This window comes from Blastopirellula marina, assembly GCF_002967715.1.
Classification (GTDB): domain Bacteria; phylum Planctomycetota; class Planctomycetia; order Pirellulales; family Pirellulaceae; genus Bremerella; species Bremerella marina_B.
In genome coordinates, this window is record NZ_PUIA01000016.1 from 148148 (window position 1) to 173004 (window position 24857).

The 24857-nt window shown below is 52.6% G+C and carries 17 protein-coding genes and 15 tRNA genes; 18 read left to right on the forward strand and 14 right to left on the reverse strand.

All coding sequences use genetic code 11. From position 1 onward, the window contains the following. The first annotated feature begins 1 nt into the window (after position 1). The 16 genes from C5Y96_RS02575 to C5Y96_RS27230 all read left to right on the forward strand — a co-directional run bounded on the left by C5Y96_RS02575 (position 2) and on the right by C5Y96_RS27230 (position 2903). Positions 2–77, forward strand: a tRNA-Ile gene (locus C5Y96_RS02575). Positions 78–90: 13 nt separating this feature from the next. Then, positions 91–162, forward strand: a tRNA-Lys gene (locus C5Y96_RS02580). 12 nt (positions 163–174) lie between these two features. Continuing rightward, a tRNA-Thr gene (locus tag C5Y96_RS02585) sits at positions 175–246 on the forward strand. A gap of 52 nt (positions 247–298) precedes the next feature. Then, a tRNA-Gly gene (locus C5Y96_RS02590) sits at positions 299–369 on the forward strand. An 11-nt stretch (positions 370–380) separates the two neighbouring features. Further along, a tRNA-Pro gene (locus C5Y96_RS02595) sits at positions 381–456 on the forward strand. Positions 457–467: 11 nt separating this feature from the next. Beyond that, positions 468–542 (forward strand) — tRNA-Asn (locus C5Y96_RS27225). A 13-nt stretch (positions 543–555) separates the two neighbouring features. Beyond that, a tRNA-Gly gene (locus tag C5Y96_RS02600) sits at positions 556–627 on the forward strand. 69 nt (positions 628–696) lie between these two features. Then, positions 697–771: transfer RNA gene (locus tag C5Y96_RS02605), tRNA-Gln, on the forward strand. 12 nt (positions 772–783) lie between these two features. Continuing rightward, positions 784–855: transfer RNA gene (locus C5Y96_RS02610), tRNA-Trp, on the forward strand. A gap of 16 nt (positions 856–871) precedes the next feature. Beyond that, a tRNA-Val gene (locus C5Y96_RS02615) sits at positions 872–944 on the forward strand. A gap of 159 nt (positions 945–1103) precedes the next feature. Beyond that, positions 1104–1176, forward strand: a tRNA-Asp gene (locus C5Y96_RS02620). A 12-nt stretch (positions 1177–1188) separates the two neighbouring features. Then, positions 1189–1263, forward strand: a tRNA-Leu gene (locus C5Y96_RS02625). Between the two features lie 452 nt (positions 1264–1715). Continuing rightward, positions 1716–1786 (forward strand) — tRNA-Ala (locus tag C5Y96_RS02630). Between the two features lie 57 nt (positions 1787–1843). Then, complete coding sequence (locus C5Y96_RS02635) at positions 1844–2644, forward strand: hypothetical protein (protein ID WP_105349984.1); 801 nt, start codon at positions 1844–1846, stop codon at positions 2642–2644. 105 nt (positions 2645–2749) lie between these two features. Next, a tRNA-His gene (locus C5Y96_RS02640) sits at positions 2750–2824 on the forward strand. A gap of 6 nt (positions 2825–2830) precedes the next feature. Next, a tRNA-Arg gene (locus C5Y96_RS27230) sits at positions 2831–2903 on the forward strand. Between the two features lie 86 nt (positions 2904–2989). Here the strand turns inward: C5Y96_RS27230 and C5Y96_RS02645 are convergent. Next, complete coding sequence (locus C5Y96_RS02645) at positions 2990–4792, reverse strand: cytochrome c peroxidase (protein WP_105349985.1); 1803 nt, start codon at positions 4790–4792, stop codon at positions 2990–2992. A 240-nt stretch (positions 4793–5032) separates the two neighbouring features. Here C5Y96_RS02645 and C5Y96_RS02650 point away from each other — a divergent pair, with 240 nt between their 5' ends. After that, complete coding sequence (locus tag C5Y96_RS02650) at positions 5033–5599, forward strand: hypothetical protein (protein ID WP_105349986.1); 567 nt, start codon at positions 5033–5035, stop codon at positions 5597–5599. Between the two features lie 70 nt (positions 5600–5669). On the opposite strand, the gene C5Y96_RS02655 is transcribed toward C5Y96_RS02650, so the two are convergent. The 4 genes from C5Y96_RS02655 to C5Y96_RS02670 all read right to left on the reverse strand — a co-directional run bounded on the left by C5Y96_RS02655 (position 5670) and on the right by C5Y96_RS02670 (position 14087). After that, a complete protein-coding gene (locus tag C5Y96_RS02655; protein ID WP_105349987.1) occupies positions 5670–7100 on the reverse strand; it encodes a DUF1501 domain-containing protein in 1431 nt (476 codons plus the stop codon). Positions 7101–7111: 11 nt separating this feature from the next. Beyond that, positions 7112–9511 (reverse strand): DUF1549 domain-containing protein, encoded by a 2400-nt coding sequence (locus tag C5Y96_RS02660; RefSeq protein WP_105349988.1) that lies wholly within the window; start codon positions 9509–9511, stop codon positions 7112–7114. A 103-nt stretch (positions 9512–9614) separates the two neighbouring features. Beyond that, a complete protein-coding gene (locus tag C5Y96_RS02665) occupies positions 9615–11072 on the reverse strand; it encodes a DUF1501 domain-containing protein (protein ID WP_105349989.1) in 1458 nt (485 codons plus the stop codon). 15 nt (positions 11073–11087) lie between these two features. After that, entirely contained in the window at positions 11088–14087 is a 3000-nt protein-coding gene (locus tag C5Y96_RS02670; RefSeq protein WP_105349990.1) for a DUF1553 domain-containing protein, read from the reverse strand. Positions 14088–14389: 302 nt separating this feature from the next. Here C5Y96_RS02670 and C5Y96_RS02675 point away from each other — a divergent pair, with 302 nt between their 5' ends. After that, the gene (locus tag C5Y96_RS02675; RefSeq protein WP_146115492.1) at positions 14390–15601 is read left to right on the forward strand and encodes a glycosyltransferase; all 1212 of its coding nucleotides are present in this window, start codon (positions 14390–14392) and stop codon (positions 15599–15601) included. A gap of 12 nt (positions 15602–15613) precedes the next feature. On the opposite strand, the gene C5Y96_RS02680 is transcribed toward C5Y96_RS02675, so the two are convergent. From C5Y96_RS02680 to C5Y96_RS02720, 9 genes are all read right to left on the reverse strand, one after another. Further along, positions 15614–16660, reverse strand: coding sequence for a hypothetical protein (locus C5Y96_RS02680; protein ID WP_105349992.1), 1047 nt, complete (start codon positions 16658–16660; stop codon positions 15614–15616). Between the two features lies 1 nt (position 16661). Beyond that, complete coding sequence (gene pseI / locus C5Y96_RS02685; RefSeq protein ID WP_105349993.1) at positions 16662–17735, reverse strand: pseudaminic acid synthase; 1074 nt, start codon at positions 17733–17735, stop codon at positions 16662–16664. 56 nt (positions 17736–17791) lie between these two features. Further along, the gene (pseH, locus tag C5Y96_RS02690) at positions 17792–18397 is read right to left on the reverse strand and encodes a UDP-4-amino-4,6-dideoxy-N-acetyl-beta-L-altrosamine N-acetyltransferase (RefSeq protein WP_158261059.1); all 606 of its coding nucleotides are present in this window, start codon (positions 18395–18397) and stop codon (positions 17792–17794) included. Between the two features lie 14 nt (positions 18398–18411). Beyond that, a complete protein-coding gene (gene pseG, locus C5Y96_RS02695) occupies positions 18412–19458 on the reverse strand; it encodes a UDP-2,4-diacetamido-2,4,6-trideoxy-beta-L-altropyranose hydrolase (protein ID WP_105349995.1) in 1047 nt (348 codons plus the stop codon). Continuing rightward, entirely contained in the window at positions 19449–20162 is a 714-nt protein-coding gene (gene pseF / locus C5Y96_RS02700; protein ID WP_105349996.1) for a pseudaminic acid cytidylyltransferase, read from the reverse strand. The genes pseG and pseF overlap by 10 nt, the downstream gene beginning before the upstream one ends. Then, positions 20159–21358: a UDP-4-amino-4,6-dideoxy-N-acetyl-beta-L-altrosamine transaminase gene (gene pseC, locus C5Y96_RS02705; RefSeq protein ID WP_105349997.1), complete on the reverse strand. Its 1200-nt coding sequence runs from the start codon at positions 21356–21358 to the stop codon at positions 20159–20161. Before pseC ends, pseF begins: the two co-directional genes overlap by 4 nt. A 50-nt stretch (positions 21359–21408) precedes the next feature. Continuing rightward, a complete protein-coding gene (pseB, locus tag C5Y96_RS02710; RefSeq protein ID WP_233198741.1) occupies positions 21409–22407 on the reverse strand; it encodes a UDP-N-acetylglucosamine 4,6-dehydratase (inverting) in 999 nt (332 codons plus the stop codon). Between the two features lie 118 nt (positions 22408–22525). Continuing rightward, complete coding sequence (locus tag C5Y96_RS02715) at positions 22526–23827, reverse strand: polysaccharide ABC transporter ATP-binding protein (RefSeq protein ID WP_105349999.1); 1302 nt, start codon at positions 23825–23827, stop codon at positions 22526–22528. Continuing rightward, positions 23828–24670: an ABC transporter permease gene (locus tag C5Y96_RS02720; protein WP_105350000.1), complete on the reverse strand. Its 843-nt coding sequence runs from the start codon at positions 24668–24670 to the stop codon at positions 23828–23830. Positions 24671–24857: the final 187 nt, after the last annotated feature.

The window sequence follows — 24857 nt, forward strand, 5'->3', positions numbered from 1 at the left end:
TCGACGCGTAGCTCAGTGGTGAGAGCGACGTCCTTATAAGATGTGAGTCGTGGGTTCAAACCCCACCGCGCCGACCAAACCACACAACATGGGACCGAGGTGTTACGGCGGCATCCCTGGCTCTTAACCAGGCGGGTGAAGGTTCGAATCCTTCCGATCCCACTTCCATATCAAGCACTGGTCGTCCAGCGGCAAAGACACCGCATTCGTAATGCGGCTACGAGGGTTCGAGTCCCTCCCGGTGCTCTCTGTGTCTCAGCAGACTCAGCGTTCTTTGGCAATCGAAAACGAACAATCAGCGCCCATGATGTAGCGGCAGCCTACTGCCTTGCCATGGCGGAAGTGTGGGTTCGACTCCCACTGGGCGCTCTATTCATTTTCAGGGTGTGGGAAAGCTTGGTTTAATCCGCGTGCTTCGGGCGCACGAGATCGCTGGTTCGACTCCAGCCATCCTGACTTCTTAATTTTGTGGTGGGTCCTGTGTTGGTACGGGAAGGCGGCTGTTAACCGCTTCGTCGCAGGTTCGATTCCTGCCTCCACAGCCTTATTCAACAAGTGCTCTTGGCCGAGCGGCAAAGGTGCCAGGCTTCCAACCTGGCGAGGCGGGTTCGACTCCCGCAGAGCACTCTCCTTCAGAAAGAAAAGATCATTTCTCGCGAACCTTGCTCAATAAGAAACGTCTCTTTCTGTCAGCACTGCGAGGTAGACGCTGTTGGTAGTATCGCCTGGCTCTGAACCAGGAGGTCGTTGGTTCGATTCCAACCCTCGCAGCCTTGTTTAAATACGTCTCTGGTGTAACGGCAGCACTGCTGGTTCCAACCCAGTCAGGTCAGGGTTCAAATCCTTGGGGGCGTGCTTGATTCAATACGATAGTCCTGTGGCCTAGCGGCGAAGGCAACTCTCCTACAAAGAGTGGATCGGGGGTTCGAATCCCTCCAGGACTACTTAGCTGGGGCAAGAGACGGCATCATGCCGGCTCTTGCCCCTCGCGGCTCCGAAACAACGAGATTCATCATTGTTTCGACGTACCATTCCTGGCACGTATTACCTGCGAGGCTAAGTTTGGCTTTCAACAGCACATCGCGAGTTATCGCGCATGAAAAGTTCTCGTGGAGCAGCGGAGTGCTCGCTTGCCTGTCACGCAAGAGATCGCCGGTTCGAATCCGGTCGGGAACGCTTTTTGAAGATGGCGCGCTACGCCAATTTGATAGAGCGACTTGGCTCAAACCCAGGTGGATGGGGGTTCGAATCCCTCGCGTGCTACTTAAACAATTTGGGTTGTGTTCCTCGCAGCGGCCTGTAACACCGTGGTCACAAAAGAAGCGAGGTGGCGACGAGAGGTTCAATTCCTTCACGACCCACTGTATCGGATCGACATAGCCAAGTGGCGGAATTAGAAGACGCGCGACGCTTAGAACGTCGTGTCCACGGGGCGTGGGAGTGCAAGTCTCCCCTTGGCTACTTAATAATCGACGCGGGTGAGCCAGTGCTCATTCGGGCCTCATAAGCCTGGACGGTCGGGTGCGACTCCCGGACCCGCTACTTTTTGGTCTGTAGGTGTTCTGGCGGCACACGTCCGTGGTAAGGACGCGGATCGGGTTCGATTCCCGAACGGACCTCTTCAATTCAATGGGCCTGCATGCCGATGGAGGCGACTGATCCTTGCAAGATCGGTGTGTTCGGTTCGACTCCGATCAGGTCCACTCTTAATTTGAGGGCTGATGGTCCAATGGGACGACACTGCTCTGGCGGGGCAGAGACCTGGGTTCGATTCCCAGTCGGTCCACTGAGGTGATCGCATGGTGCGTTCGCCCGTATTTTCTAGGTATGAGGAGACTCGACGATGGACGCTCATGTTATCGAGCGGCAGTTCGAGCGAATGGGCGGACGCGTTAAGGTTGTGCCGGCCCGTGGTCGAAAAATACGAAGCGATGTCTCCATCGACGTTGGTCGCGATGCCGAGGGAGAGTTCTTCGAGATCTCGCTAGGCACCCAGGCAGAACCTGACCTGCGTGTGATCGATGTTCGACCTGATATTCGCCACCTGCTGCTTTTGACCGAACAAGAAGACGGTAAGCACAAGTTCCTGTGTGGCCATGACGAACGCCATTGGTTCGTTGCTGCTGTGCCGGAGCGGGCAACCGTCTCGAACGTAATCACCGCCTTCGATGCGCTAAAGCCACGCGATGTGCATAACCGTGAGCGTCAGCTGAAGGTGAAGCCGAAGAAACGGAATCGCCGCAAGAACGATGCGTTTGTTCGACAAGGGGAATGGTTCTTTGTGCCTGTTCAGCCGTGGCAGCACATCGACCAGCGGTGGGTTCTGCGAAACGAGCCGATTAATCGCGGCGGCGGAAAGCCTCACATCTGTGAAGAGCTAGTACGCCAAGGCGGCGAGTTGGTTTATGTAAGTCCGCAGCATCCTAACGGATTGACCGAGCGGCAATACGAGAAGCTGATCAGCAAGAAACCTAAGCTGAAGAAGCTTTCATGGATTACGCAGCGTCGCAATCCAGGCGTTTTCGTCCGCGGCAAGGTTCGCCATGCCGACCATAAGACGATTTGCCTGGATGGATGGCATCAAGTGATCATGAATACCGAAACCGAATCGGTAGCCATGCGTCACGTGGCGTTTATCGACTAAACGGCGTATGGGCGGCTGGGACCTTACCCCTGGGGATTGATTGCCGAGTTGAGTCTGGGGAAGTGGAGAGGGCTCCTCGGCATGCGGCCCCGGCCGCCCCAATATGGTGACTGAAGTGTACCTGGTAGGCACGCTTGCCTGTGAAGCAAGAAGAAGGAGTTCGAATCTCCTCAATCACCCCTGTTTGGCCTGTGAGTGTGCTGGACTGGCATAACAGCTTCCGAAGCTGTCGGACCAGGTTCGATTCCTGGACAGGCTACTATTTTTGACCTCGGAGTGTGATGGATGTGCACGCGAGCATGCGACGCTCGTAGTCTAGGTTCGATTCCTGGCGAGGTCACTTTTCTATAGCGATTTCAAATACGAAATCAGATCGGAAAGTTCACTTTCAGTCAGGGGACGCGTGCCGGAGACCTCTTCTGGCGAGTGATAGTCCATCAGCACTTCTTCCAGGCTGCCCGCTCGACCGTCATGGAGAAAGCGGACTTTACGATAGCTACCAGTTAAGCTGGGCGTGTTGTAGCCTTCGTATTCATCTTCTTCCGAACCAAGGCCTACGTCGTGGATTTTCCCGTCGGTGTAGTACCGACCGCTGTGGCAGCTAGCGCAGTTGGCGTTCTCGCTTTCAAAGACTTTCTGGCCACGGTTTGCTGCCGCGCTTAGTGAGCCGTCTTTTTCGCGAAACGGATTGGGTGGAGTGCGATCAGTCCTCAGGTAGGCTAGTAAAGCGTCGGCTTCTCTGGGACTAGCAGGTCGTCCTTGCATGGTCGTCGTAAATGACTTGTGCATCGCATCATGCAGATCTTCTTGCCAGCCGTGCCAGGTCCAGGGACCGGTCTTGTCGAGGTTCTCCAGAGGGAGCACGGTTTTCATGGTTAGGGCTGAGCCATCGTTCCAGGTATCCATGGCTTTGGAGTTCACGCCACCGTTGTAATGGCACGTGTGGCAGCTGTACCACTGGTCGAGACTTCGCCGGGCATCGTAGAACAGTTCTTCACCGTGGCGAACCTGAGAAGGCCCGGGCCGCTTGCCGAGAGGGATATGACGAACGACGAGGCGATCTTCGATATCGACAACGTGAATCACATCTCGCAGATAGTCGGCAACATAGACCGTGCGGTCATCTTTCGCCATGGCGAGCCCCATCGGACGGCCTCCAAGGTCGAGTCGCTGGAAGAGGTCGCGATCTTGCATTAGTTTCGGGTCGATCAGATCGCCTGGGCCGCCAACGCTTTCCCAAGGCAAGCCAGCTTGGCGATAGATTAAAAGGTCGTGCGAGCCGGATGCGGAAACAACTATTCGGCTGTTGGAGCTATTCATCACGATTCCATGAGGATCGGCGACTGCCATGCCAGGTACGTCCAGCGTGATCGCTTCTCTGTATTCCTGCTTGTCGAGAGGAACACGCCCAATGCGGCTGCCAAGCACCCAGCCGCGACGGATGTTGTCTCGATTGATCGGGTTACTGCGGTAAATCATCCACGGGAAGTAGACATATTTCCCATCCGCCGAACATTGCATGTGCCCAATATTGATCCCACCAGAAAGCTTCGAGGAGAAATCGACCTCTCCCTTGATCAAATCGACTACGACGATCTTGCTTTCACCACTGCAGCCGACGGCAAGACGATCGCCGTTAGGGGATACCGCAAGATAGCGGGGCCAGGCCCCCACCGGGATCTTGCGGGCGACTTTCGCTCTTTTCAAGTCAAGTTGAGCGACTTCGCCGGTCGCGACAAGTCCTACGTAAGCGGTTTGGCCATCGGGGGATACGGCTAGCCCTGTTGGCTCGAAGCCGACATCGATCGAGTGCATTTCGCGCATTTTGTCTCCCTCAATCTGAATGAGTGAGACTTGGCCGCTGTAAGTGCAGCTGACCAATAGGTGTTGTCCATCCAGGCAGGCCGCGATGGCCGTCGGATGTTCGCTACAAGGGAGCTCGTCAAGAACTTTGCCGCTTTCCGTTTCGATCAGGCTAATGCTGTTAGACGTTTGATTCGCAACGACCAGCCAGGCGTCGTTGTTCAGCAAAACCAGATCGACGGGAGAGCGGTAATCGGCCGTAAGTGGTGGGGCAGGTACGGCTAGCACCGGGACACATATGACGCCGAGGGCAATTCCAAGGTAGATCAGGCGGCGGAAATTCATCGAACAATGGCCCTGTTTGAGGAAAACCGGCAGGCATTTTCGGGGTTTGTTAGCAGCATAACAGAATTGCGGAATCTATAGGATAATCATTCCTAAGACTTGTAGCGTGACTCCGGATTGCGGATACTGCATCTGACCTGGAAAAAACTCCCAGGTCAACCTCAGCGCTCGAAATGGGCGTTTGTCCCTTCCGTTACCTCCCCGTTTTGTTTCCCCTTGGTTTGTCCCAGGAGACTCTCAATGAAGTTTTTGACAATGGCTTTGACTGTGGTCGCTTTGATGGCTGGTTCTTCGCTGCTTATGGCCGAAGAAACCAAGAGCGGTCTGCAAGAAGGCGAAATGATTGGTGCTTTCTACGTAACCAAACTTGCCGGCGCTTCCGAAGATGGCGTGGCAGTCGGTAAGAACTTGTGCTACCGCTGCAAGAACGGTGGTCGTCCTCAAGTGATCATCTTCACCCGTAGTGGCGACAAGGCGATTGTTGATCTGGTGCAACAACTGGACAAGGCAATCGTCAAGAACGAAGACAAGCAGCTTCGTACTTTCGTGAACTACCTGGGCGAAAACAAGGACGCTGCCAAGGCAGCTGCTGAAAAGCTGGCCAAGACCGCCAAGACCGAAAACGTTCCTTTCGTGCTGCCGAACGAATTTGAAAACGGCCCGGAAGATTACGGCATCAACCCAAATGCCGAAGTGACCATCATCCTGGCCAAGGGTGGTGAGGTGAAGGGCAACTTCGCTGCCTCGTCGGCTAAGGACCTGAAGGTTGACGCCGTTGTGAAAGGTCTGGAGTCAATCCTGAACTAGGATTGCCTTTGACCCTTGAATTACAACTGAAAAGCCGCTGATTTGAATGGATCAGCGGCTTTCTTTGTTTCTAGGCAAAGATGTCCATCACGGGTTTGCCTTTGCCGTCTTCGGTTGCGTAAAACGGTCGACGCTCGACCTCGAATTGGGTTTTTGGGCTGATACCCATGGCCGTGAAAATGGTTGCATGCAGGTCGGTCACGGAGACGGGGTTTTCGATCGCAACAAAGGGGCGTTCGTTAGCAGTCTTACCGTAGAGCTGGCCTTTCTTCACTCCGCCACCCCACATGGCAACGCACGAACCGCCGGTGAAGTGCCGGTGCTGCCCGTAGTGCTTCAGCTCTTTTAGGACATCGACCTTTTCCGTGGCTTGGTCGCGTGCATTGGAGCCTGGCTTGCCTTCCATGATCATATCGCGACTGAATTCGCTGGCCAGAATAACAAGCGTACGATCGAGCAGTCCGCGGCTTTCCAGGTCGAGAATCAACTGTGCGATTGGCCGGTCGACTTCCTGCTTCATCCGCTGAAGCGTTGTGAAGCCATTCGCGTGTGTGTCCCAGTTGAGAAACGGAACGTATTCGGTCGTGACCTCAACAAAGCGGGTACCGTTCTCGACCAGTCGTCGGGCCAATAGACATCCTCTGCCAAAGCGACCCGTATCGTATTTCTCGTAGGACTCTTTCGGTTCCAGCGAAATGTCGAAGGCCTCACGCTCTTTCGCTGACAGAAGTCGATAAGCGTTCTCCATCGAACGTAGCTGAGATTCGCGTTGGAAGTCGCCGATATAGTCGCGCTGAGGGGACTGGTCGATCAGCTTCTGAAAGAGTTTGTTGCGATTGGCAAACCGCTCTGACTTCATTCCTGCCGGAGGTCGCACGGACTGCGCTGCCTGTTCCGGGTAGGGGAGGTTCATCGGGCCGAATTCACTGCCGAAGAAACCGGCCGTCGTGAATGCTTTGAGTTCTTCCTGCTCGCCGACTCCTTCCAGCCGCTGGCCGATATTGATGAATGCCGGCATCACAGAATTTAACGGTCCCAAGACCTTCGCCATCCAGGCACCGATGTGGGGACACGCCACCGTTTGCGGCGGCACATAGCCGGTATGCCAGTGATACTGATGCCGCGAGTGGAGAATGCTGCCCAGGTCTGGTAGGACATGCGATCGAATCAGCGTGGCTCGGTCCATCACCTGGGCGATATTTTCCATTCCTTGCGAGATCTTGATGTTGTCGACATTAGTATCGATCGCTGGAAAGGTACTCTCCACTTCTGCCACCGGCAGGCCTACTTCGAAGGGGACGTACTTCTTCGGATCGAATGTGTCGGGAGCAGCCATCCCGCCGGCCATCCAGATCAAGATACAGGAATCGGCCTTGGCGGCTGGATGCTCGACCGCGACATCACTCGCCGTTGCAAGACGTGGCGCGCCAGCCATCATGGTTGCTGACGATGCAGCGGCCAATTGTTTTAGGAAGTGTCGCCGTACTTGTGCGCGGTCCATGGGAACCTGCCTTAATGAACGAGTTGGAATTCTGGAAGCATGAAGACCGTCCACAGGACGTCCTCGATTGCCTCAGTAGTCATTTTGGGGCCGAGTGAATCGACGAGGGTTGCCAGTTCCGCGTCGGAAGGATCTCGGCTCAACGCGAAGTGGTACAACCAAGAGACGAACTGGTGGGGGGACTCCCACTCGCGTTGACTTAGTTGCCTTGCTCCTTGGCGAAGTATGTTCGCCAAGACCTCGCCATTTGAAAGGTCGATGGCTTCAAGCGTTGTTAGTTCAAGAGGTCGTACGCTGACCACCTGGTCTCGATTCGGGCGGCCTAATGAACGCATCAGGAAGTCGCTCTTTAGTAGCGAGGCCCTTACCATGTAACGCTGGCCGTCAATGCCCTGCGAAAGCATTTGAGCCATGACGGGGTGCAGGCGACTCATCCACACATCCTGGGCCTTTGTAACCGCGGCAGGCTGCCAGTCCTCAGGCTGCTTTTCAAACTTTCCGGTGTTCTTGGGGATTTGGGCCGTCCACTGCCATGTTTCATCAGATGAAATGACTTGATCGTCGAGCCGTGCTTCGAAGAATAGTCCAGCGGCATTCGGGCCGTTGCCAGCGTTCTTCGCCACGATCAGGATCTCGTTGGTGCCCTTGCTGAGCGAGGTCAGTCGCACCAGTTCCGGTTCCATCCAGTTATTGCCGGAGGCCAGTTTCTTTCCATTGACATAGAGCGTGAATTCGTTGTCGCAGGTTACCAGAGCAAATCCGGCCGTAGGCAATTCTGAAAGCTCGAATTGCTTACGCAGGGTGATGGTTTCCCCGGCTGCGGTCTGGGAAACATCCGCTTGATTCCAGATCCATTGACCGGAGATAGCAACGTGGCTTGTCGAGTCGGTCGCGCCACTCCCTCGAATTACAGGGGCATCAAAGTTACTGGGAGAAGTTTCGGTTACTTGCCATACACAGTCGACAAATTGTTCTGCAGTCATGCGTTTGCTACGAGGACCGGCATACTGGTAACTTGCTTGTTCAACCTGTTCAGAGACACGCTCGGCTTGCGTTTGATATGCCTGAGAAGTGGCAATGAGTAGGAGTGTTTGTTTGAGGTCGTAGTTATTCTCGACTAGATGTTCCGCTAGAAAATCGAGTAGATCTGCGTTCCAGGGGGGGCTCTGCATCGCGTCGGTAGGATGAACAATTCCACGCCCCATCATCCGATGCCAAAGTCGGTTGACGATCGTACGAGTGAAACGGCCGTTCTCTCGGTGAGTCATTAGTTCGGCTAACTGCTGTAGCCGTTTGGGTTGTGGTGCGTCGGGATCGACCTGTCCTAATTCAGGAAACAACCAGGATGCCTGCGCGGTTTCGCCGATTGGTTTATCGCAGCGGTGAAGTTCGAGTGATCGCTGAGCGTAAATCGCAGCGAGCCCGTAGGCCTCTTTGAGTTTCCAGCGATCGATGAAGCTGTCGTGGCACGAGGCGCATTTTAAATTGATGCCCAGGAAAGACTGTCCGACGTTTTGCGCAAACTGGATTTCAACCGCTTGCGCGGCGCTGACCTCCCCTCGCCATTGGATGCCTTGGCCAAAGCCGGCACTTTCTGGTGTGGGCGGAGCGATTAGTTCCCGCGTAAATTGGTCGTACGGCTTGTTGGTAACAAGTGCTTCGTACAGCCAGCTTGAGATTTGCTTTCGTCCACCGGTGATGAAACCGGTGCCGGTATAGTCGTTGCGTAGCAGGTCATTCCAGAACGTAAGCCAATGTTCCGCATAGTCAACGTCACGAGCTAATAGCTCACGAATCAACCTGGTGCGTTTATCCGGGGAGGTGTCTTGTAGAAACGCCTCACGCTCGTTGGGCGTTGGTAGTATGCCAATAAGGTCGAGATACACTCGGCGCAGAAAAGCTTCGTCATTGAGTGGTTTTAGCGGAGCCGTATTCTGCAGGACTAGTTGGGCGTCAAGAATTCTATCGATTGGATTGGTGCGGCCTGCGATTGCAGGAGGCAGTTCAGGACGACGTGGCTTTAGGGGTGGTTCGTAGATCTTTTCGCCGAATGTGAAACCCGGTTCCCAGGATGTGCCCGATTCGACCCAGCGTTTGAGGAGCTTGACTTGGTCAGCAGTGAGTGGGGCTCCCTCAGGTGGCATCCGGGTCGATTCGTCATCGGCCATAACCCGAGCAATTAACTCTCCCTGTTCCCCGTTTCGAGGCGCAATGGGGAGCCCCGATTCACCTCCGGCAAGAAGTGTTTCACGCGTGTTGAGCGAGAAACCCCCTTCTTTTTGCGTACCACTATGGCAGGTGCCGCATTGTTTCTTAAGTAAAGGAGCGATTTGATGAGCGAAGTCGATCTCTTCGCTCAGAGCCATGCATGGGAAAGCCAACGCAAGGGCAATTACAAGGATTGTTTTCATGAGATCACTGAAGATAGGGCGGTAGGCAGGTACTGTTATTCTACCTGAAATGAGCCTGTATGCCCAATGTGCAAAATTATAACTTGGCCAAGAATTATGTCGTCTAAGCCAGGATTTCGCGAATCACATGACCATGAACGTCCGTTAAGCGGCGATCGATTCCGTTGTGGCGGACGGTTAGTTTTTCGTGATTGATCCCCAGCAAATGAAGTATCGTGGCATGGATGTCATAGACCTGGGTGGGATGCTCGCGATCGAGCGGTTTGTAGCCCCATTGGTCGGATTCGCCAAATGTAATACCGGGCTTGATACCTCCTCCGCATAACCAATTGGTGAAAACGTAAGGATTGTGATCACGTCCCTTGCTCCCCTGCGTCGACGGCATCCGGCCGAATTCGGTTGTCCAAAGGATGATCGTATCTTCAAGCAATCCGTGCTGCTTGAGATCCTGAATGAGTGCGGCCGTGCCAACCGCCATGCCAGTGGCCAACGGGCCGTGGTCTCGGCGGATATCTTCATGGCTGTCCCAGTTTCGACGAGGGAAGCCGTTATCGTTTCCTGACCAGATCTGGATGAAGCGAACCCCTTGTTCGATCAGTCGTCGCGCGATGAGACACTTGCGGCCGAAATATTCAGCTTCTTCCGGCGCATTGATCTCGGAAGGATATTCGGCACCCATCCGATCAAGTCCATACATCTTGAGGATGTGGCTTGGCTCTTGCGAGATATCCATGGCCTGAGGAGCGCTCAACTGCATTTTGGCCGCGAGTTCGTAGCTGCGGATACGAGCTTCTAGTCGCGAGTCGCCTAGACGCTGTTCCTGGTAGCGGCCATTGATTTGTTCTAGCAGGCGTAAACTTGCATCGTCACTTGCGCTGGAAGTAAAGGATGACTTGGGCGTCAGGTCTTCAATGGGGTTCTCACGTTGCGGGAAGATCGCGGTCCCTTGAGTGTTGGCAGGCAGAAACGCACTGCTCCAGTTCTTCGGGCCATTACTGGCGAAGCCGCGGTGATCTGGCAGGACGACGAATGCTGGCAAGTTGTCGCTAATGCTACCCAGTCCGTAGCTCACCCAGGCACCCATGCCAGGAAATCCGGGTGTGTCGAACCCGGTGGCTTGAAGGTATGTTGCTTGAGAATGAACACCGCTCTTGCCGACCATGTTGTGAACGAAGGCCATGTCGTCGACGCAGGCCCCCAGGGGGGAGACAACCTCGCTAAGCATCTTGCCTGATTGTCCATGCGGCGAAAAATGGAATGGAGATTTCATCCATGGACCAAGACCATTCTGGAAGGCCTCAACGTGCTCGCCGAAATCCGACTCTTCTCCATGATGCTTTTCGAGCATCGGTTTATGGTCGAAGGTGTCTATCGGACTGGCCGCTCCGCTCATGAAAAGCTGTATGACGCGTTTGGCTTTCGGCGGATGATGGGGGGCCGCGAGCACGCCATTCTGGCCAGGGGCAGCACTCGCTTCGTCGTTCAGAAGTAGCGAAGACAATGCTAACGCACCGAAGCCCCAGGCATTCTGCTGCAGAAAATCGCGTCGTGAGGAAAACATAGGAAAATACCAGGGTTAATCGAGGTAAACAAATTCGCTTTGATTGAAGAACACGCGGCATAGATTGGCCACCCCATTCTCTTGGGCAAATGCGGTGAACTTCTCTCGCTCGAAGTCAGTTGGTTCACGGCCGAGTGTCAACTGGACGCCAAGTTCGACCTGCTCCGGCAGCGTTGGTGCCTCGTGCTGAAGTCGTTCGGCAAACGATTGCGCCATGGTCAACTGAAATGGGTTGTTGAGCATCGATAGGGCCTGAAGTGCCGTGAGTGTTTCGCTCCGCTTCGGAGTGCTTTGGGATGAGTCGGCACAGTCGAGCGTCGTCATGTAGGGATCGGGCTGCGAACGGACGATGAACCGATAGATGCTTCGGCGATGACTAGCCGGATCGCTTGGGTCGAATTTGTGGTACTCGTAGTGAGGAGAGTGGGCTTCTTTTTCAAGCTTGAAGACAAAGAAGCCTGGCCCACCCATCGACGTGTCCAACTTCCCGCTGACCGAAAGAATCGAATCGCGGATCTCCTCGGCCTCTAATCTCCGTCGATTCATACGCCATAGAAATCGATTGCTACTGTCTTTCGCAGCATGAACTTCATTGTGCTGAGATGACTGGCGATAGACACTGCTGGTGACAATTAGACGATGCAGATGTTTGAAAGACTGGTCGTTGTCGCGAAATTCCACGGCCAGCCAGTCGAGTAGTTGCGGATGTGTCGGCATCTGCCCCATGCGACCGAAGTCATTCGGTGAGCCAACGATTGCCTGATCGAAGTGGTAATACCATAGGCGGTTGACGATACTTCGCCAGGTTAGTGGATGATCTCGAGACGTGATCCACTTGGCCAATGCCGCGCGGCGTTCTGATTCATCGTGATCTGTAGGTAGAGCGAATTCGTACGCGTTCTTCCCTGGCAACGGCAAAGTGCCTGGCATAGCTTTGGCGCGTGGTTCGGTGACATTGCCTCGATGGAGAACATGGACGTCACGCGGTGTGCCTTGGGTCGGCTGAAAAGATCCCTGTGGATTGAAATGCGTTGCTGCTGCGTAGACCATTTTGCCGGAAGGTAGGGACTTGAGCTGTGCATCCATGTCTTGGATGCGCTTTGTGAATTCAGCCCTCTGAGTGATTCGCTCAGGCGTTTCGATTTGCTTTTCTAGCTCAGCCAGTGCCTGCTTCGCCTGATTAAGCTCTTCGGATGCTTTGGCTGAAATAGATTTTGGCCAAAGGCCATCAACAAGATTGGAGCGTTGCCAGCGTACGGGGGCTTCAATGGAATCAAGAGATTGGACCGTGCTCTTGAGGGCAATGTTTTGATCGTTTGCGTCGAATACCTCTACCTCGGATAACGCAAAGATGAAATCATTCTGTCTTGGAGCAAGCTTGGTCGCCGTAATACGAACGAACCGAGCCGTGATGGGCACTTCGACTTCGTAGCTCGCTAGTAAAGGGTTGGGGTAATCTTGAGTGGTTTCGTCGGACAATTTTTGGGAATCAGCAAAAGTGGCATCACTAGCGGCTTCAATTGTGAATTGCAGTGGAAAACCAAAGCCTGGTCCGATACCTGCAAAATCGTCGTAGCAAGGATGCAAGACAATTTTCGAAATTTCGGTGGGGTTGCCTAAGTCAATTTGCACCCATTTGGATTGATTGCCTGTCTTTTCTATATGACTGTGATAGCCATGCTGCGGGACTGTTGACTCAGGTTTTGCCTGCTGTCCTAGCGATTGGACCTGGGCACGCAGTTCCGTTAGTCGTTTTCCCCCGTCGGCAGCCATTTCTCGTTGCAGGCTGGCGAGTTGTTGCTCAATGGCTTGCTTTTCGCCTACAAGCTGTAATCGCTTTTTCTCTATTTGCGGATCCATGTCGAAGGGGCGTTCAGCCCGATCGACCGCCGCAAATACAGCCTGGAGACCGTAGTAGTGCTGTTGGGTGTAAGGGTCAAACTTATGGTCGTGACATCGGGCACACTGAATGGTCACGCTGCAAAACGTGTTCAACGTATTGGATACCATCTCGTCCCGATCGAGGTTTCGCGCATTCTTACCATCGATCTTGCTGGCAGGTACTTCAACGTGACCAATGAAATCCCAAGGGCCTGCTGCTATGAAGCCAAGCCCCAAGATGCCATCTTGCTCGCCAGGAAAAAGGGCATCGCCGGCAATCTGTTCTTCGACGAAGCGGGCATAAGGTTTGTCATCATTAAGAGAACGGATGACGTAGTCGCGGTAAGGCCACGCGTTACGGCGGAGCTTGTCCTTGTCGTAACCGCATGTATCGGCGTATTTCACTACGTCTAGCCAATGCCGTGCCCAGCGTTCGCCATAGTGAGGCGAGGCCAAAAGGTGTTCAACTAACTGTTGGTATCCCTCTTCTCCCTGATTGAGTCGCGAGGTCCATTGACGCATTTCCTCGGGTGTCGGAGGAAGACCTATCAGATCGTAGTACAAACGACGCACAAGCGTTCGCGCATCTGCCTCGGGAGACAGGTCCATTTCCTGCTTGTGAAGTTGAGCCAAGATGAACGCATCGATAGGGGTTCTTACACGGGACTTGGATGCCAGGGGGACTTCCGGGACTGATGGCCGGCTTAATGATTGGCGAGACCACCAACGATCTTCTGCTTCCAGTTTTAGCTCTTTGGGCCAGGTAGCTCCGCCAGCAATCCACCTGCGAAGGATGGCGATCTCTTGGTTGGATAGTGGTTGGCCTCCTTTGGGCATTTCGGGTGGATCGCCTATGACGTATTCGAGCAGAAGGCTCGCTTCAGTTTGTCTAGGAACGATCGATTCGCCGCTGTCTCCTCCGTTGAGAGCAGACTGTCTATCGGAAAGCGAAAGACCTCCTTCCTGCTTCTGGTCGTTATGACAGGTAACGCAGTGAGAGGAGAGGATTGGCGCGACCGACTTTTCGAAGAAGTCTTGGGGCAAAGTTTCTTCCTGGGCGTATGTCCAGCCGCCCAAGGTGAACCATAGGAAGAGACAGACTGCTCGAGTTGATTGGGGAGTAGAACGTAACATAGGGGGGCTCGTGAGGCGGGGGCTTGGCCCTGAGTGACGAAGGGAGATCTCGTAAGGGCCTGCCAATACTCAAGTTTGCCACGATATTAGGCTGTTTGGCAAGCAAAAAGATCGCACGGGCAAACAAGCTAGACTAGTCAAGGCCCAAGATGAGTTAACCGTTTCTTTCCAGTCACTTAACGCGAAGTAGTCGATTTGCCTGATAAAATGAGGGATTAGCCTGTTCCGGCAACTATCATGTTGGTTTCTGCGAACGGATCGGGCTCTTGTTTTCGATTGATCAGAATTCCTGGGTTTTCGTTGTGGATCGTCCCTTAAAGATCGTCAAGGTGATTCCCTATCCACTACCTGTCCTTCGATTTGGTGGTCCTGTAGTTCAGGCCCAGGTCGTTTGCCGGGAACTCGCGGCTCGAGGTCACGAAGTACGTGTCTTGACGACCGACATTGACTTGCCCCAGGAATTCCCTCGCGACAAGTGGATTGAGAACGACGGGTATCAGATCCGCTATACGTCAACTTCTCCGCACCATCGAATGCCACCTTTTTACACCCCAGGCATTCGCCGTCCGCTTCAGGAGATTCTTGCAGAAGCGGACGTCGTTCAAACCAATATTGGCCTCACGCTAACCAATGAGATGGTACGGAAGTTGACCGGGCGAGTCGGTGTTCCGTACGTGTACAACGCGGAAGGAGCATTGTGTCCTAAGCGTTTGCAGATCAAATCAATTGAGAAGAAGCTCTTTCGATACTGCTACGAAAATCGAATCGTGCGCGAAGCGGCCGTTTGCCAGGCCGTTTCACAATACGAACGAGAGACGCTTCTCGAGTGGGGAGTTCACCCTGAGCGGATCGCCGTGATTCCTAATGGTTTTTCTTTGCCGCCGATAGAGACTTGGGAGTCCAGGCAAGCCATTCGTCATCAGATGGGACATGCCGAAGATGATGTTTTGATTCTTTTCATGGGAAGGATCTCTCAAATCAAGGGAATCGACTTACTGCTGGGTGCCTTCGAGCGACTAAGTGCCGAGTTCCCCAGGGCCCAATTAATCATTGCTGGTCCGGACGAGGGTATACAGGCCAATCTGCAGCAGTTCGTGCGGAAGCATGGCCTGGAGCATCGTGTCCGATTTCCAGGCATTATCGACGGTGCAGAAAAAAACAGAACACTGCAGGCCGCCGATATTTTCGCGCTTACGAGTCATTCTGAGGGCTTGCCAAACGCGGTGATCGAAGCGCTGGGATACGGCCTGGCAATGCTGCTGACCCACCGCTGCAATGTGCCTGAGGTAACTGAATACAGAGCAGGTCACGTCGTTGAGGCCGAGATTGAATCGATCGCTTTGGCGCTCAGAAACCTTCTTGGCGATGCCCAGCAAAGATCGGAGTACCAACAAAACGCACGACGCCTGGCCGTTGAGCGGTTTGCTCTGGATAGGGTTGTCGACGACTTAGAGAAACTCTATCAGGGGTTGGCTCAGTCATCTCAAAGTCACGAAGCGATTGCGAATCTATGAGCAACGAATTCGCTATAACTTCTCTGTCGAAGCCGCTGGGCCGATAAGCCGACTCCGTATCTTCTTCATCCATACTTTCAGGTCTTTCGCTGCCCAATCAGCGCGGATTTGAGCAAAACCCAATAATGAAGGTGACCAGTTGAGTAGTTCTGCAAGTTCCTCAGGCGAACACCTGTTCGGCTCACCAAGTTGATTGGCATACCAATGGTAGTCTGAGAAGCCTTCGCGCGGATGAGCCCAGAACTGTGGGAACTGTTCTCGAAGGAAGTTCTGAGAGCATTTATGCAGATTGGCTGCTAAGAGTTGGGGCTTGCCATGATAGTCGGGGGCATAACGGTATACGTTTTCGTTTGGCTCAAAATAGGTACCATGGAATGAAACGCGACAGCCTGAGTAACCGGCATAGGCAACATGAGACCCGATTGTATGGGTCGTCATGCACTCGAAAGAGCGGAACAAGGTAGCCATTCGACAAAGCGCATTCTGATCGTCCTGTTTGGCTCCACGAATCCAGGGAATGCCTTGCTTCTCAAACGCATCTTTCCACATGCCACGTTTCAAGCAAGTGCCCGAAATACATGCAACGATGACATCAAACTCACTCTTCAGAGCAGCGATTTCATCGGCGTAAGTCTCTTCATTTAAGTCATGAACGGTATGAGGCAACGAGTGATAAGGCATCACCAGCAGCGAATTGGGGCGTCGCTGCGTTTCTTCGCTCGAAGCATAGATGTAAGGTGAGCCAACCGCATGCACATCGGTATAACCAGACCTTTTCAGAAGCTCGACTTGATCTTGCCTTGCAAGTAGATGCCGAAACCATCGCAGCTTGACGTCTGTAACCTGCTCGGGAAACTGAATCGGATCCCAAATCCACCCATGTAGCCAAGACGCTCCGGTTTGAATGCTGTCAGCTGGTTTACCTAGCTGCTTAGCGACTTCTGAAGCTGCACCATAGTAGTTTGCTTCTGCACGGGGGTGCCGAGTTTTGACTTCCGGTAAACGCTCAATTAGCCAGGCAAGTTCGCCGGCGTTGGAATACTCTGGGATGGTACTCATGTCAGCTGTTGTATGCCGAAGTTGTCTGGGCGAGATGAGCTAATTCTAGTGGCGTGCCACGCTTGAGATCCGTCGTCGCTCTTGATTCCAAAACGACATCCAGCCACTTTGGTTCGAGTCCATTACCAGGGCGAATTGATCGGACGTTATCTGGAGTGAATGATTCACCAGCTTTGATGTCTTGTGTGACAAATAGCGAACGTCGGAACGTACGGCTTGCTTGTTCCCTTGAGGTTGGGGAGTAGTTGATTTGCCCCATCGCTTTTTCGGTGGTTCGCACGGCCTCAACCATTGCCTTGAATTCGTCAGGTTCAAGAGAGAAGGCGCTATCTGGTCCAGGTTCATCACGCGAAAGCGTCAGGTGTTTTTCAATGATACATGCGCCTAAGGCTACCGCCGCGACGGGGACTGCGATTCCTAGGGTATGGTCAGATAGTCCGACTGGGACTCCAAAGGCAGATGCCATGTGAGGTATAGTGCGAAGATTCATTTCCTCCGGAGGCGAAGGATAACTGCTGGTACACTTGAGCAACGCAATCGGGCCAGCACCTGCGCCGCGGAGTGTTGAAATGGCCTCGTCGATCTCGCCCAGTGTGGCCATGCCTGTCGACATGATGACTGGCTTTCCCGTTCGGCCAATCTCCCTTAAAAGGCCGGTATCGACGATCTCAAAAGAAGCTATTTTGTAGCATGGAACCTCCATTTTCTCGAGAAACGCTACAGATGTTGGATCGAATGGCGATGAAAAGCAATCCATGCCCAAGTCGTTTGCATATGCTTTCAGTTCAGGCTGCCATTCCCAGGGCGTATAGGCTTCTTGGTAAAGGTCGTATAGCGTTTTTCCGTCCCAAATTGTTCCGCCGCTAATCTGAAATGGTTTGTTGCTCGAGTGAATCGTTATCGTATCGGCCGTATAGGTTTGGAGTTTAATGGCATCCGCCCCTGCATCCTTGGCGGTATGTACCAATTCCTTGGCCCTTTCAATACTCTGATGATGATTGGCAGAAAGTTCGGCGATGACATATGTCGGTGCAAAATGGCCTATTTCACGGCCGAGAATTTTGAAGTCGTTCATGTGTTGTTACTCTAGAAAAGTAATGAGCACACGCTGATGTCATTACAGATCGTCTGTTACTCTCGATTAAAGCTGATCGAGAACGTGAACTGGTCGAATCGAGACTTGTATTTGTCATAGATGGCTTGGCGGGACGTTCTCCATTCACAGTTGAGCAGTCCTAATAAGTGGACTCCAATTCGCCTTCCTTCCTTAATGATGTTCGATCGACGAAAACCTTCTTCCACGAAACCGAACTTCTTATGAAGCTTCACGACGCTATCGTTTCCCTCAAGGACCTCGCAATTCAGCTTTTCTAATGCCAGCGTATCAAAGACAAAATCGATAAATGCGAATTCGAGGGCTGCACCCATTCCACCACGAGATGTACTTGTTAGATAAAACGCCCAATCAGACTTTCGATGTCGACGATCTAGTGCATTTACGCTAACCGCACCCAGTGGATTGTTGTCTTCGTTAAGAACGACAAAGACCCGTTGTTTGGAGTCGATTCTGAGTTGGTCCAGCCAGGCTAGATGTTCGTCCTCAGAAATAAAATGGTCGGTATACATCCATTTTCTAACCGCATCCTCATTTCGAATGTCTCTGACTCTGCTTTGGATATTCGAATCCACTTCTAGTATGGGAATAAGCGAAATATGTCGCGGGCTATTGTTATTCATAAGGTAATGCCCCATCAATTATGTGAACTGGATCCATCTGGAGCGATTTCTAACAAAACTCGATTGACTCCATGCCCATCCACGATGTTTTGGTTGGCATGCGACATTTGCTGAATAAGTGAAGTGGAAGTAAGGAGGAGGCGTAATTCATTGATCAACTGGAACTCATCGAAAGTGTGGCGAGCATCGAGAATCGATGCACATCCAGCCATCATTAGCGACTGGCAAGCGAGTAGCTGATTGTCCGCCTGTATGAGTACGATTCGTGGAATGCCAAAATAAGCCATCTCCCAATTGGTGCTCCCACCCCCACAGATCGCGATGTCTGTCCAACTTAATGTAGGAGCCATATTGGAAACATTATCAAGTATTTCTATGGAGCAAGGGAATTCTGACAAAACGTCATCTATTGATGACCTATGTGGATTTCCGGGGCCCAGAAGGACTTTCACGTCCATAGTCTTCTCTGCAATCTGCTTTAAGGCAAACAGTACTGGCAAGGTTAAATTGTGAGCATCACTGCCGCCGAGCGTTATCAATATATTTTCGATTTGCTTCCGACGAGGACGGGATTTGACTCCGAGACCAAGGAATTCCTGGCGAAGTAGGACGTAGGCACTGCCCAGCAATAGCTTCGTACGGCCACCGCGATTGTCATACAATGCGGGATCGGCACCTAAGTTTTGGTTCAATATCCAATCAGCTTCGTAATGCGAGCAATGCCCGTAATCGTCAAAAAAAAGGACGCGACAATTGTGATCCGCCAAGCCTTGTTGGTAAGAATCATCGAACTGATATCCATCCACAACGACACGTACGGCCTTTTCATCGTCGATGAGTGTTTTAAGGTGTTGTAAATCTTCTTTACTTCCCGCTGCCGCGTCGTTCATGATGACTTCGAACGACTCGTTCTTAAGACGATCAATCAAGCGGTTCGGCATTTCCGAGGAAACAAATTTGACGGGACCAATCTGACCTCGCCATGCTTGAGCCAAAGCCAAGCAGCGCATGATGTGGCCGGTCCCCATCGAAACACTCGCATCCGCGCGGATCAGGAGCACGGCTTGTCTCCTTGTAAAGTGAATTGGCTGGCAAGATACATTTGTTCCGCTCGAATCCAGTCTTCTTCTGTGTCGATATCTTGGACCAGGTAACGCGGTAGAACGACTGCATGGGAATTTGCTGAATAAATGCCACCCGCATGCAGAAAGGCGTCGCGCGTTCCCCAGTAAAACTGGCCCGCATCATGAAATGCTTCGGGAAGGTCCTGAGAGCGAGTCATTTCATGTTCCGGCCAGAACATGCCGACACGATCCCCTTCAATTTTGAGCGATCGAAATATGGGAAAAGAAAAACTAGTTACCGAAAACGCGAATTCCGCCTGTTGGTTGTTCTTTAACAAACGAAACCCATCGGCCAAATCTTGAGCTCGTAGAAACGGAGCCGTTGGATAAATACAGCACGCCAACTCAACTTGGCCGGCATTGGCTTCAATCTGTTCGATTGCATGCCGAATCACGGGTAAAGTCGGTGTGTAGTCGCATGAGAGTTCGTTGGGTCGCAGGAACGGAACGCTGGCCCCAAAAGACTTGGCGACTTCAGCTACTTCGTGATCGTCCGTCGAAATGATGATGTCGTCGAAAAGTCCGCTGGCGATCGCAGTTTCGATAGAATATCCGATAATCGGTTTTCCAGCGAAGATGCGAATATTCTTTCGGGGAATTCTTTTGCTCCCCCCTCGGGCGGGAATGATTGCGATTTTCATGATGACCTCCTCTGGCACATGCTTCTTACCGTGTCGATTACGGTTTGCACATCGGAGTCTGTCATCGCAGCATACAGAGGCAGGCTTAACGCTCGGCCGTAGTAGGCTTCGGCTTCGGGGCATTTGCCAGGCGAGTATCCGTAGTTCTGCCGGTAGTATGGCTGCAAATAGATCGGAATGTAGTGAACTTGTGTTCCAATTCCGTTTTCTCGCATTTCCGTCATGAATTCGGCACGAGTAATGCCAAGTAATTCGAAATCGATTTCAACCGAGTATAGATGCCAAGATATCAGCTCAGGCTCGACATGCGAACTTAGGGCAGGGGGATGAAGGAACTCGAGATTATGAAACGCTTCGTTATAGGCAGCAACGATTTCCTGGCGTCGTTTTATGAATTGCGGTAAGCGAGATAGTTGTGAAATGCCGAGCGCACACTGCAAGTCGGTAATTCGATAGTTGAAGCCGAGTTCATGCATTTCGTAATACCAGGGGCCTGGCTGAAATTGCGCTCCACCACTGCCCAAACCGGTAAATTCGCTCGCCTCTCGCGTCATGCCGTGGTTACGCAGGATGTACGCTTTCTTTGCCAATTCTTCGTCATTGGTAACAAGCATGCCCCCTTCGCCCGTGGTCATGGTTTTGACAGGGTGAAAGCTAAACGTTGTGATATCTGCCCAGTCGTGTCCGCCACTTCTCACGGCCTTTCCGTCCTTGCGAATCGCACTGCCAATCCCATGGCAAGCATCTTCAATCACAATTGCACCGCGGGGTCTTGCTACCTCGGAGATGCCTTGGATATCGCACGGTTGACCGGCGAAGTCGACTGCCACAACCGCCTTCGTATCCGGTTGCCAGGCCGCTTCAAGGGCCCGGGGACAAAGATTTCGACTTGCCCTGTCAATGTCAACGAAGTCAGGCGTTGCTCCAACGTACGCGGCACAATTTGCTGAAGCAAGAAATGTGATCGGACTGGTCAGCAATCGATCACCAGGCCCAAGCTCGGCAACCATGGTTGCCAGGTGTAGTGCGGCCGTACCACTGTTTACCGCAACCGCATGACTGGCACCGACGAATTCCGCGAACTGCTTCTCAAATTCTTCAACGCGTGGGCCACTGGTAAGCCAATCGCTTTTTAGCGTGGCTACGACGGCGTCGATATCGGACTGTTCGATTTGTTGACGCCCATAGGGAATCATGGTGCAGCCGCTTAGAAAAACGGGGTGAAGTGAAACCGTGACTAGGAACTCTAGAATATCTGAGTTTCGATCAAGTTCCTGATGTCATCAACTGTTAGCCATTGATCATTTGTTTCAGAACAATAGGAGAAACCTTCTGGGACAAGCTCAGCCTCGTGGAAGTCGGTGAACCTTTTGATTTGCTCGGTCAAGCTTCGATGTGGGTGCGATGGAATCATAATGAAATGATTGGCAGTCTCCAGAGTTTGCAAGGAGTCGATCGCGGTAATCATTTCCTCGTGTAGTTTTTCGCCTGCCCTGATGCCAATAATCTTTTGTTCGCAATCTGGACCGATTGCTGTCGCAACATCCGTAATCCGATAGGAAGGGATCTTCGGGACAAACAACTCACCTCCCAATGATTTGTTTAACGCCGTCAGCACTAAGTCGACACCTTCACTAAGAAGGATATTAAAGCGAGTCATGCGTGGGTCGGTGATTGGCAGCGTTCCGCTGTTGCGACGTTCCATAAAAAATGGAATAACCGAACCGCGGGAGCCCATTACATTTCCATAACGAACTGCGGAAAACGTGACCTCACGAGACCCTTTAATATTATTCGCTGCGACAAACAGTTTGTCCGAGCATAGTTTAGTAGCACCATACAGATTTATGGGAGCACACGCTTTATCGGTGGACAAGGCAACTACTTTGCGGACTTTCTGCTGCAGGGCAGCCGAGATGACATTTTGAGCGCCCATCACGTTGGTCTGAATGCACTCAAACGGATTGTATTCCGCGGTCGGAACTTGTTTCAATGCAGCGGCGTGAACGACCGTATCGATCCCTTCCATCGCACGAGCCAATCGTTCGCCGTCGCGAACATCTCCAATGAAATACCGGAGTTGAGGATATTCGTCAGCGGGAAACCTCTGCCGCATTTCATACTGCTTTAGTTCATCACGAGAATAGATGACGATGCGTGATGGGACATCCTTCAGGGTAAGAAGGCGTTTGACAAAGGCATTTCCGAACGACCCCGTGCCGCCGGTGATAAGAATGCTGTTCATGGAGTCGTTCATTCGTCGTTTTCAACCTAAATGTCAAATTGGCTCTTGGCCATTTGGGGCATGTTTAATGTCAATGAGGTGCTCTCGCATCGCATGGCAATTGCGAGAATGTCTTGGGCTATTCATTTCTCGTAGTCAATGGTTCTCTTTGCCGAACCGCCCAAGTGTGAGCGCAGTGGACTGGAGGACGCGACTCGAAGGGCCTGTGGAATTGAGCGTCGTTACAGTCTTCGTTTTCGAGATTGGGGATAACTTCAAGCTCTCCGACCGGAGTCCAGGGAAGCAGGTCTCTGCTCAATCCGGTACCACTGATCTTTAGCGAGAGGTCGTAGGTGCCTGGAAGTAGTGGCAGAGAATGAATGTGACAAGTAACCGAAACCAGATCGTCTGAATCGACAGATACACAATTTCCGTCGTAGGCAGTATTAAGTTCGCAGAGCGGAGTCTCGCGTTTGCCAATACGCACCGCCAACTGGAGATTGGGTAGGGATGCCTGCGAAGCGATCTCGAATGTCAGGTCGAATGGCGAAGTGAAGCGGACACGCCGATCGATACGGAGGGGGACCTCGTTGAGCGAAACGGAGCGGACTTCTACGCCCAGATTTCCCTGCACAGGCAAGTGGTAGAGGTCTCCCTGGTCAGGGGACATGTAGTCGGTGAGCACCGACTGGGGATCGCCATCACTGTGGACCGACCCGTCACGGAGCCAAATGCATCGCGTGCACATTTGTTTCACGGCACCAGCGTTATGGCTAACGAAAAGAATCGTGCGTCCTTCCTGGGCAATATCAGACATCTTCCCCAGGCACTTCTTCTGAAATTCGTGGTCGCCCACCGCAAGGACTTCGTCCACGATGAGAATTTCTGGTTCTAGAAACGCTGCCACGGCGAATCCGAGTCGTACTTGCATGCCTGATGAGAATCGCTTTACGGGCGTATCCAAGAATTTCTCTGTACCAGAGAACGCGACGATCTGATCAAACTTCCGCTTTATCTCGGCTCGCTTCATGCCCAGCACAACGCCACTGAGGTAAACATTCTCTCTGCCTGTCAATTCAGGATGAAACCCGGTACCGACCTCCAGCAGTGAACTGATTCGCCCCCGAACGCCAAAGCGGCCTTCAGTTGGCTCCGTAATACGCGATAGGACCTTCAGTAGAGTGCTTTTTCCTGCTCCATTGCGACCGATGATTCCGACGACATCCCCTGCCTGAATGTTGAAGTTGAGGTTGCGAAATGCCCAGAATTCAGCTGGCGTGTGAGTAACTGAGTTGCTTTGACCGCCGAAGTATTTGGCTGGGGCCGTGATGGCCGAACGCGCATAGCCTGAGATCAACTCGGTCAGGCGATGACCGTATTGATGGGTACCGATTTTGAACTTCTTTCCCAGTCCTTCGACTCGGATCGCGGGATTCTGCATCTAGATTCGATCCGAAAAGAAACGTTCCATCCGTCGGAAATAGATCATGCCTCCGATTAGGATGGCGAACATACAACCGAGAGAGATTGCCATCGGGGCCATTGCCGGTGGAGACGTGCCCAGCAATGCCCAGCGAAATCCTTCTAGAGGGCCAACCATTGGATTGAGCGAGTACAGCCATCTCCATTGCGGTGAAACCATCGAGGCTTCGTACACGGTGGGACTCGCCAGTAGCCCCACCTGGAGCATAAATGGAACGAGATACTGAACATCTCGGTAGATCGCATTGAGAGCAGACAGCCATAGGGAGACGGCGAGCGAGCAGACAACAACGCTCACGATCATAAATGGTAAAAGAAAAATCGCCGCTGTTGGCACAACCTGATACCAGGCCATGACGATAAGCAACATGCAAAAAGCGATGCTGAAATCGACCAACGAAATGGCAACAGAAGAGATAGGCAGGATAATCTTAGGGAAGTATACCTTCGTCACCAATTGCTTGTTCATCACGATCGACTGGGTGCCTGAAGTTACCGTCGAGGCAAACAGTTGCCAGGGAATCAAGCCGCATAGTGCGACAATCGCATAGGGCAGGCCACTATCCGAGGGACTGCCGCCCGATATTTGGAAGAAGAAGCTAAAGACGAGCAGCATGGCGAGCGGTTGGATGACTGCCCAGGCAATGCCGACGTATGTCTGACGATAACGGACCTTCAAGTCACGTAGGGCAAACATCCAGATCAACTCGCGAAACCTCCAGACTTCCTGGATGTCGATCAGGTCCCACCGATGACGAGCACCGTGATACTGAAGGTCGTCCTGTACTTCGCCCGAAGCCATAGTTACCGAGAGATGCGTAATTTGCTAATTCAACCGATCGAAGTTCCTACTTCCCTGTCGGCAAGCTGAGCGGGACTTCAAACGAATGAGTCTAAGAGGCGATTGTTAAGGACGTGTTAGCGCAGTGATGATGCGGTGTGAATATAGATGGCGACAGCAGAAGCCCGGGTTTGAGTAGCCTACGACG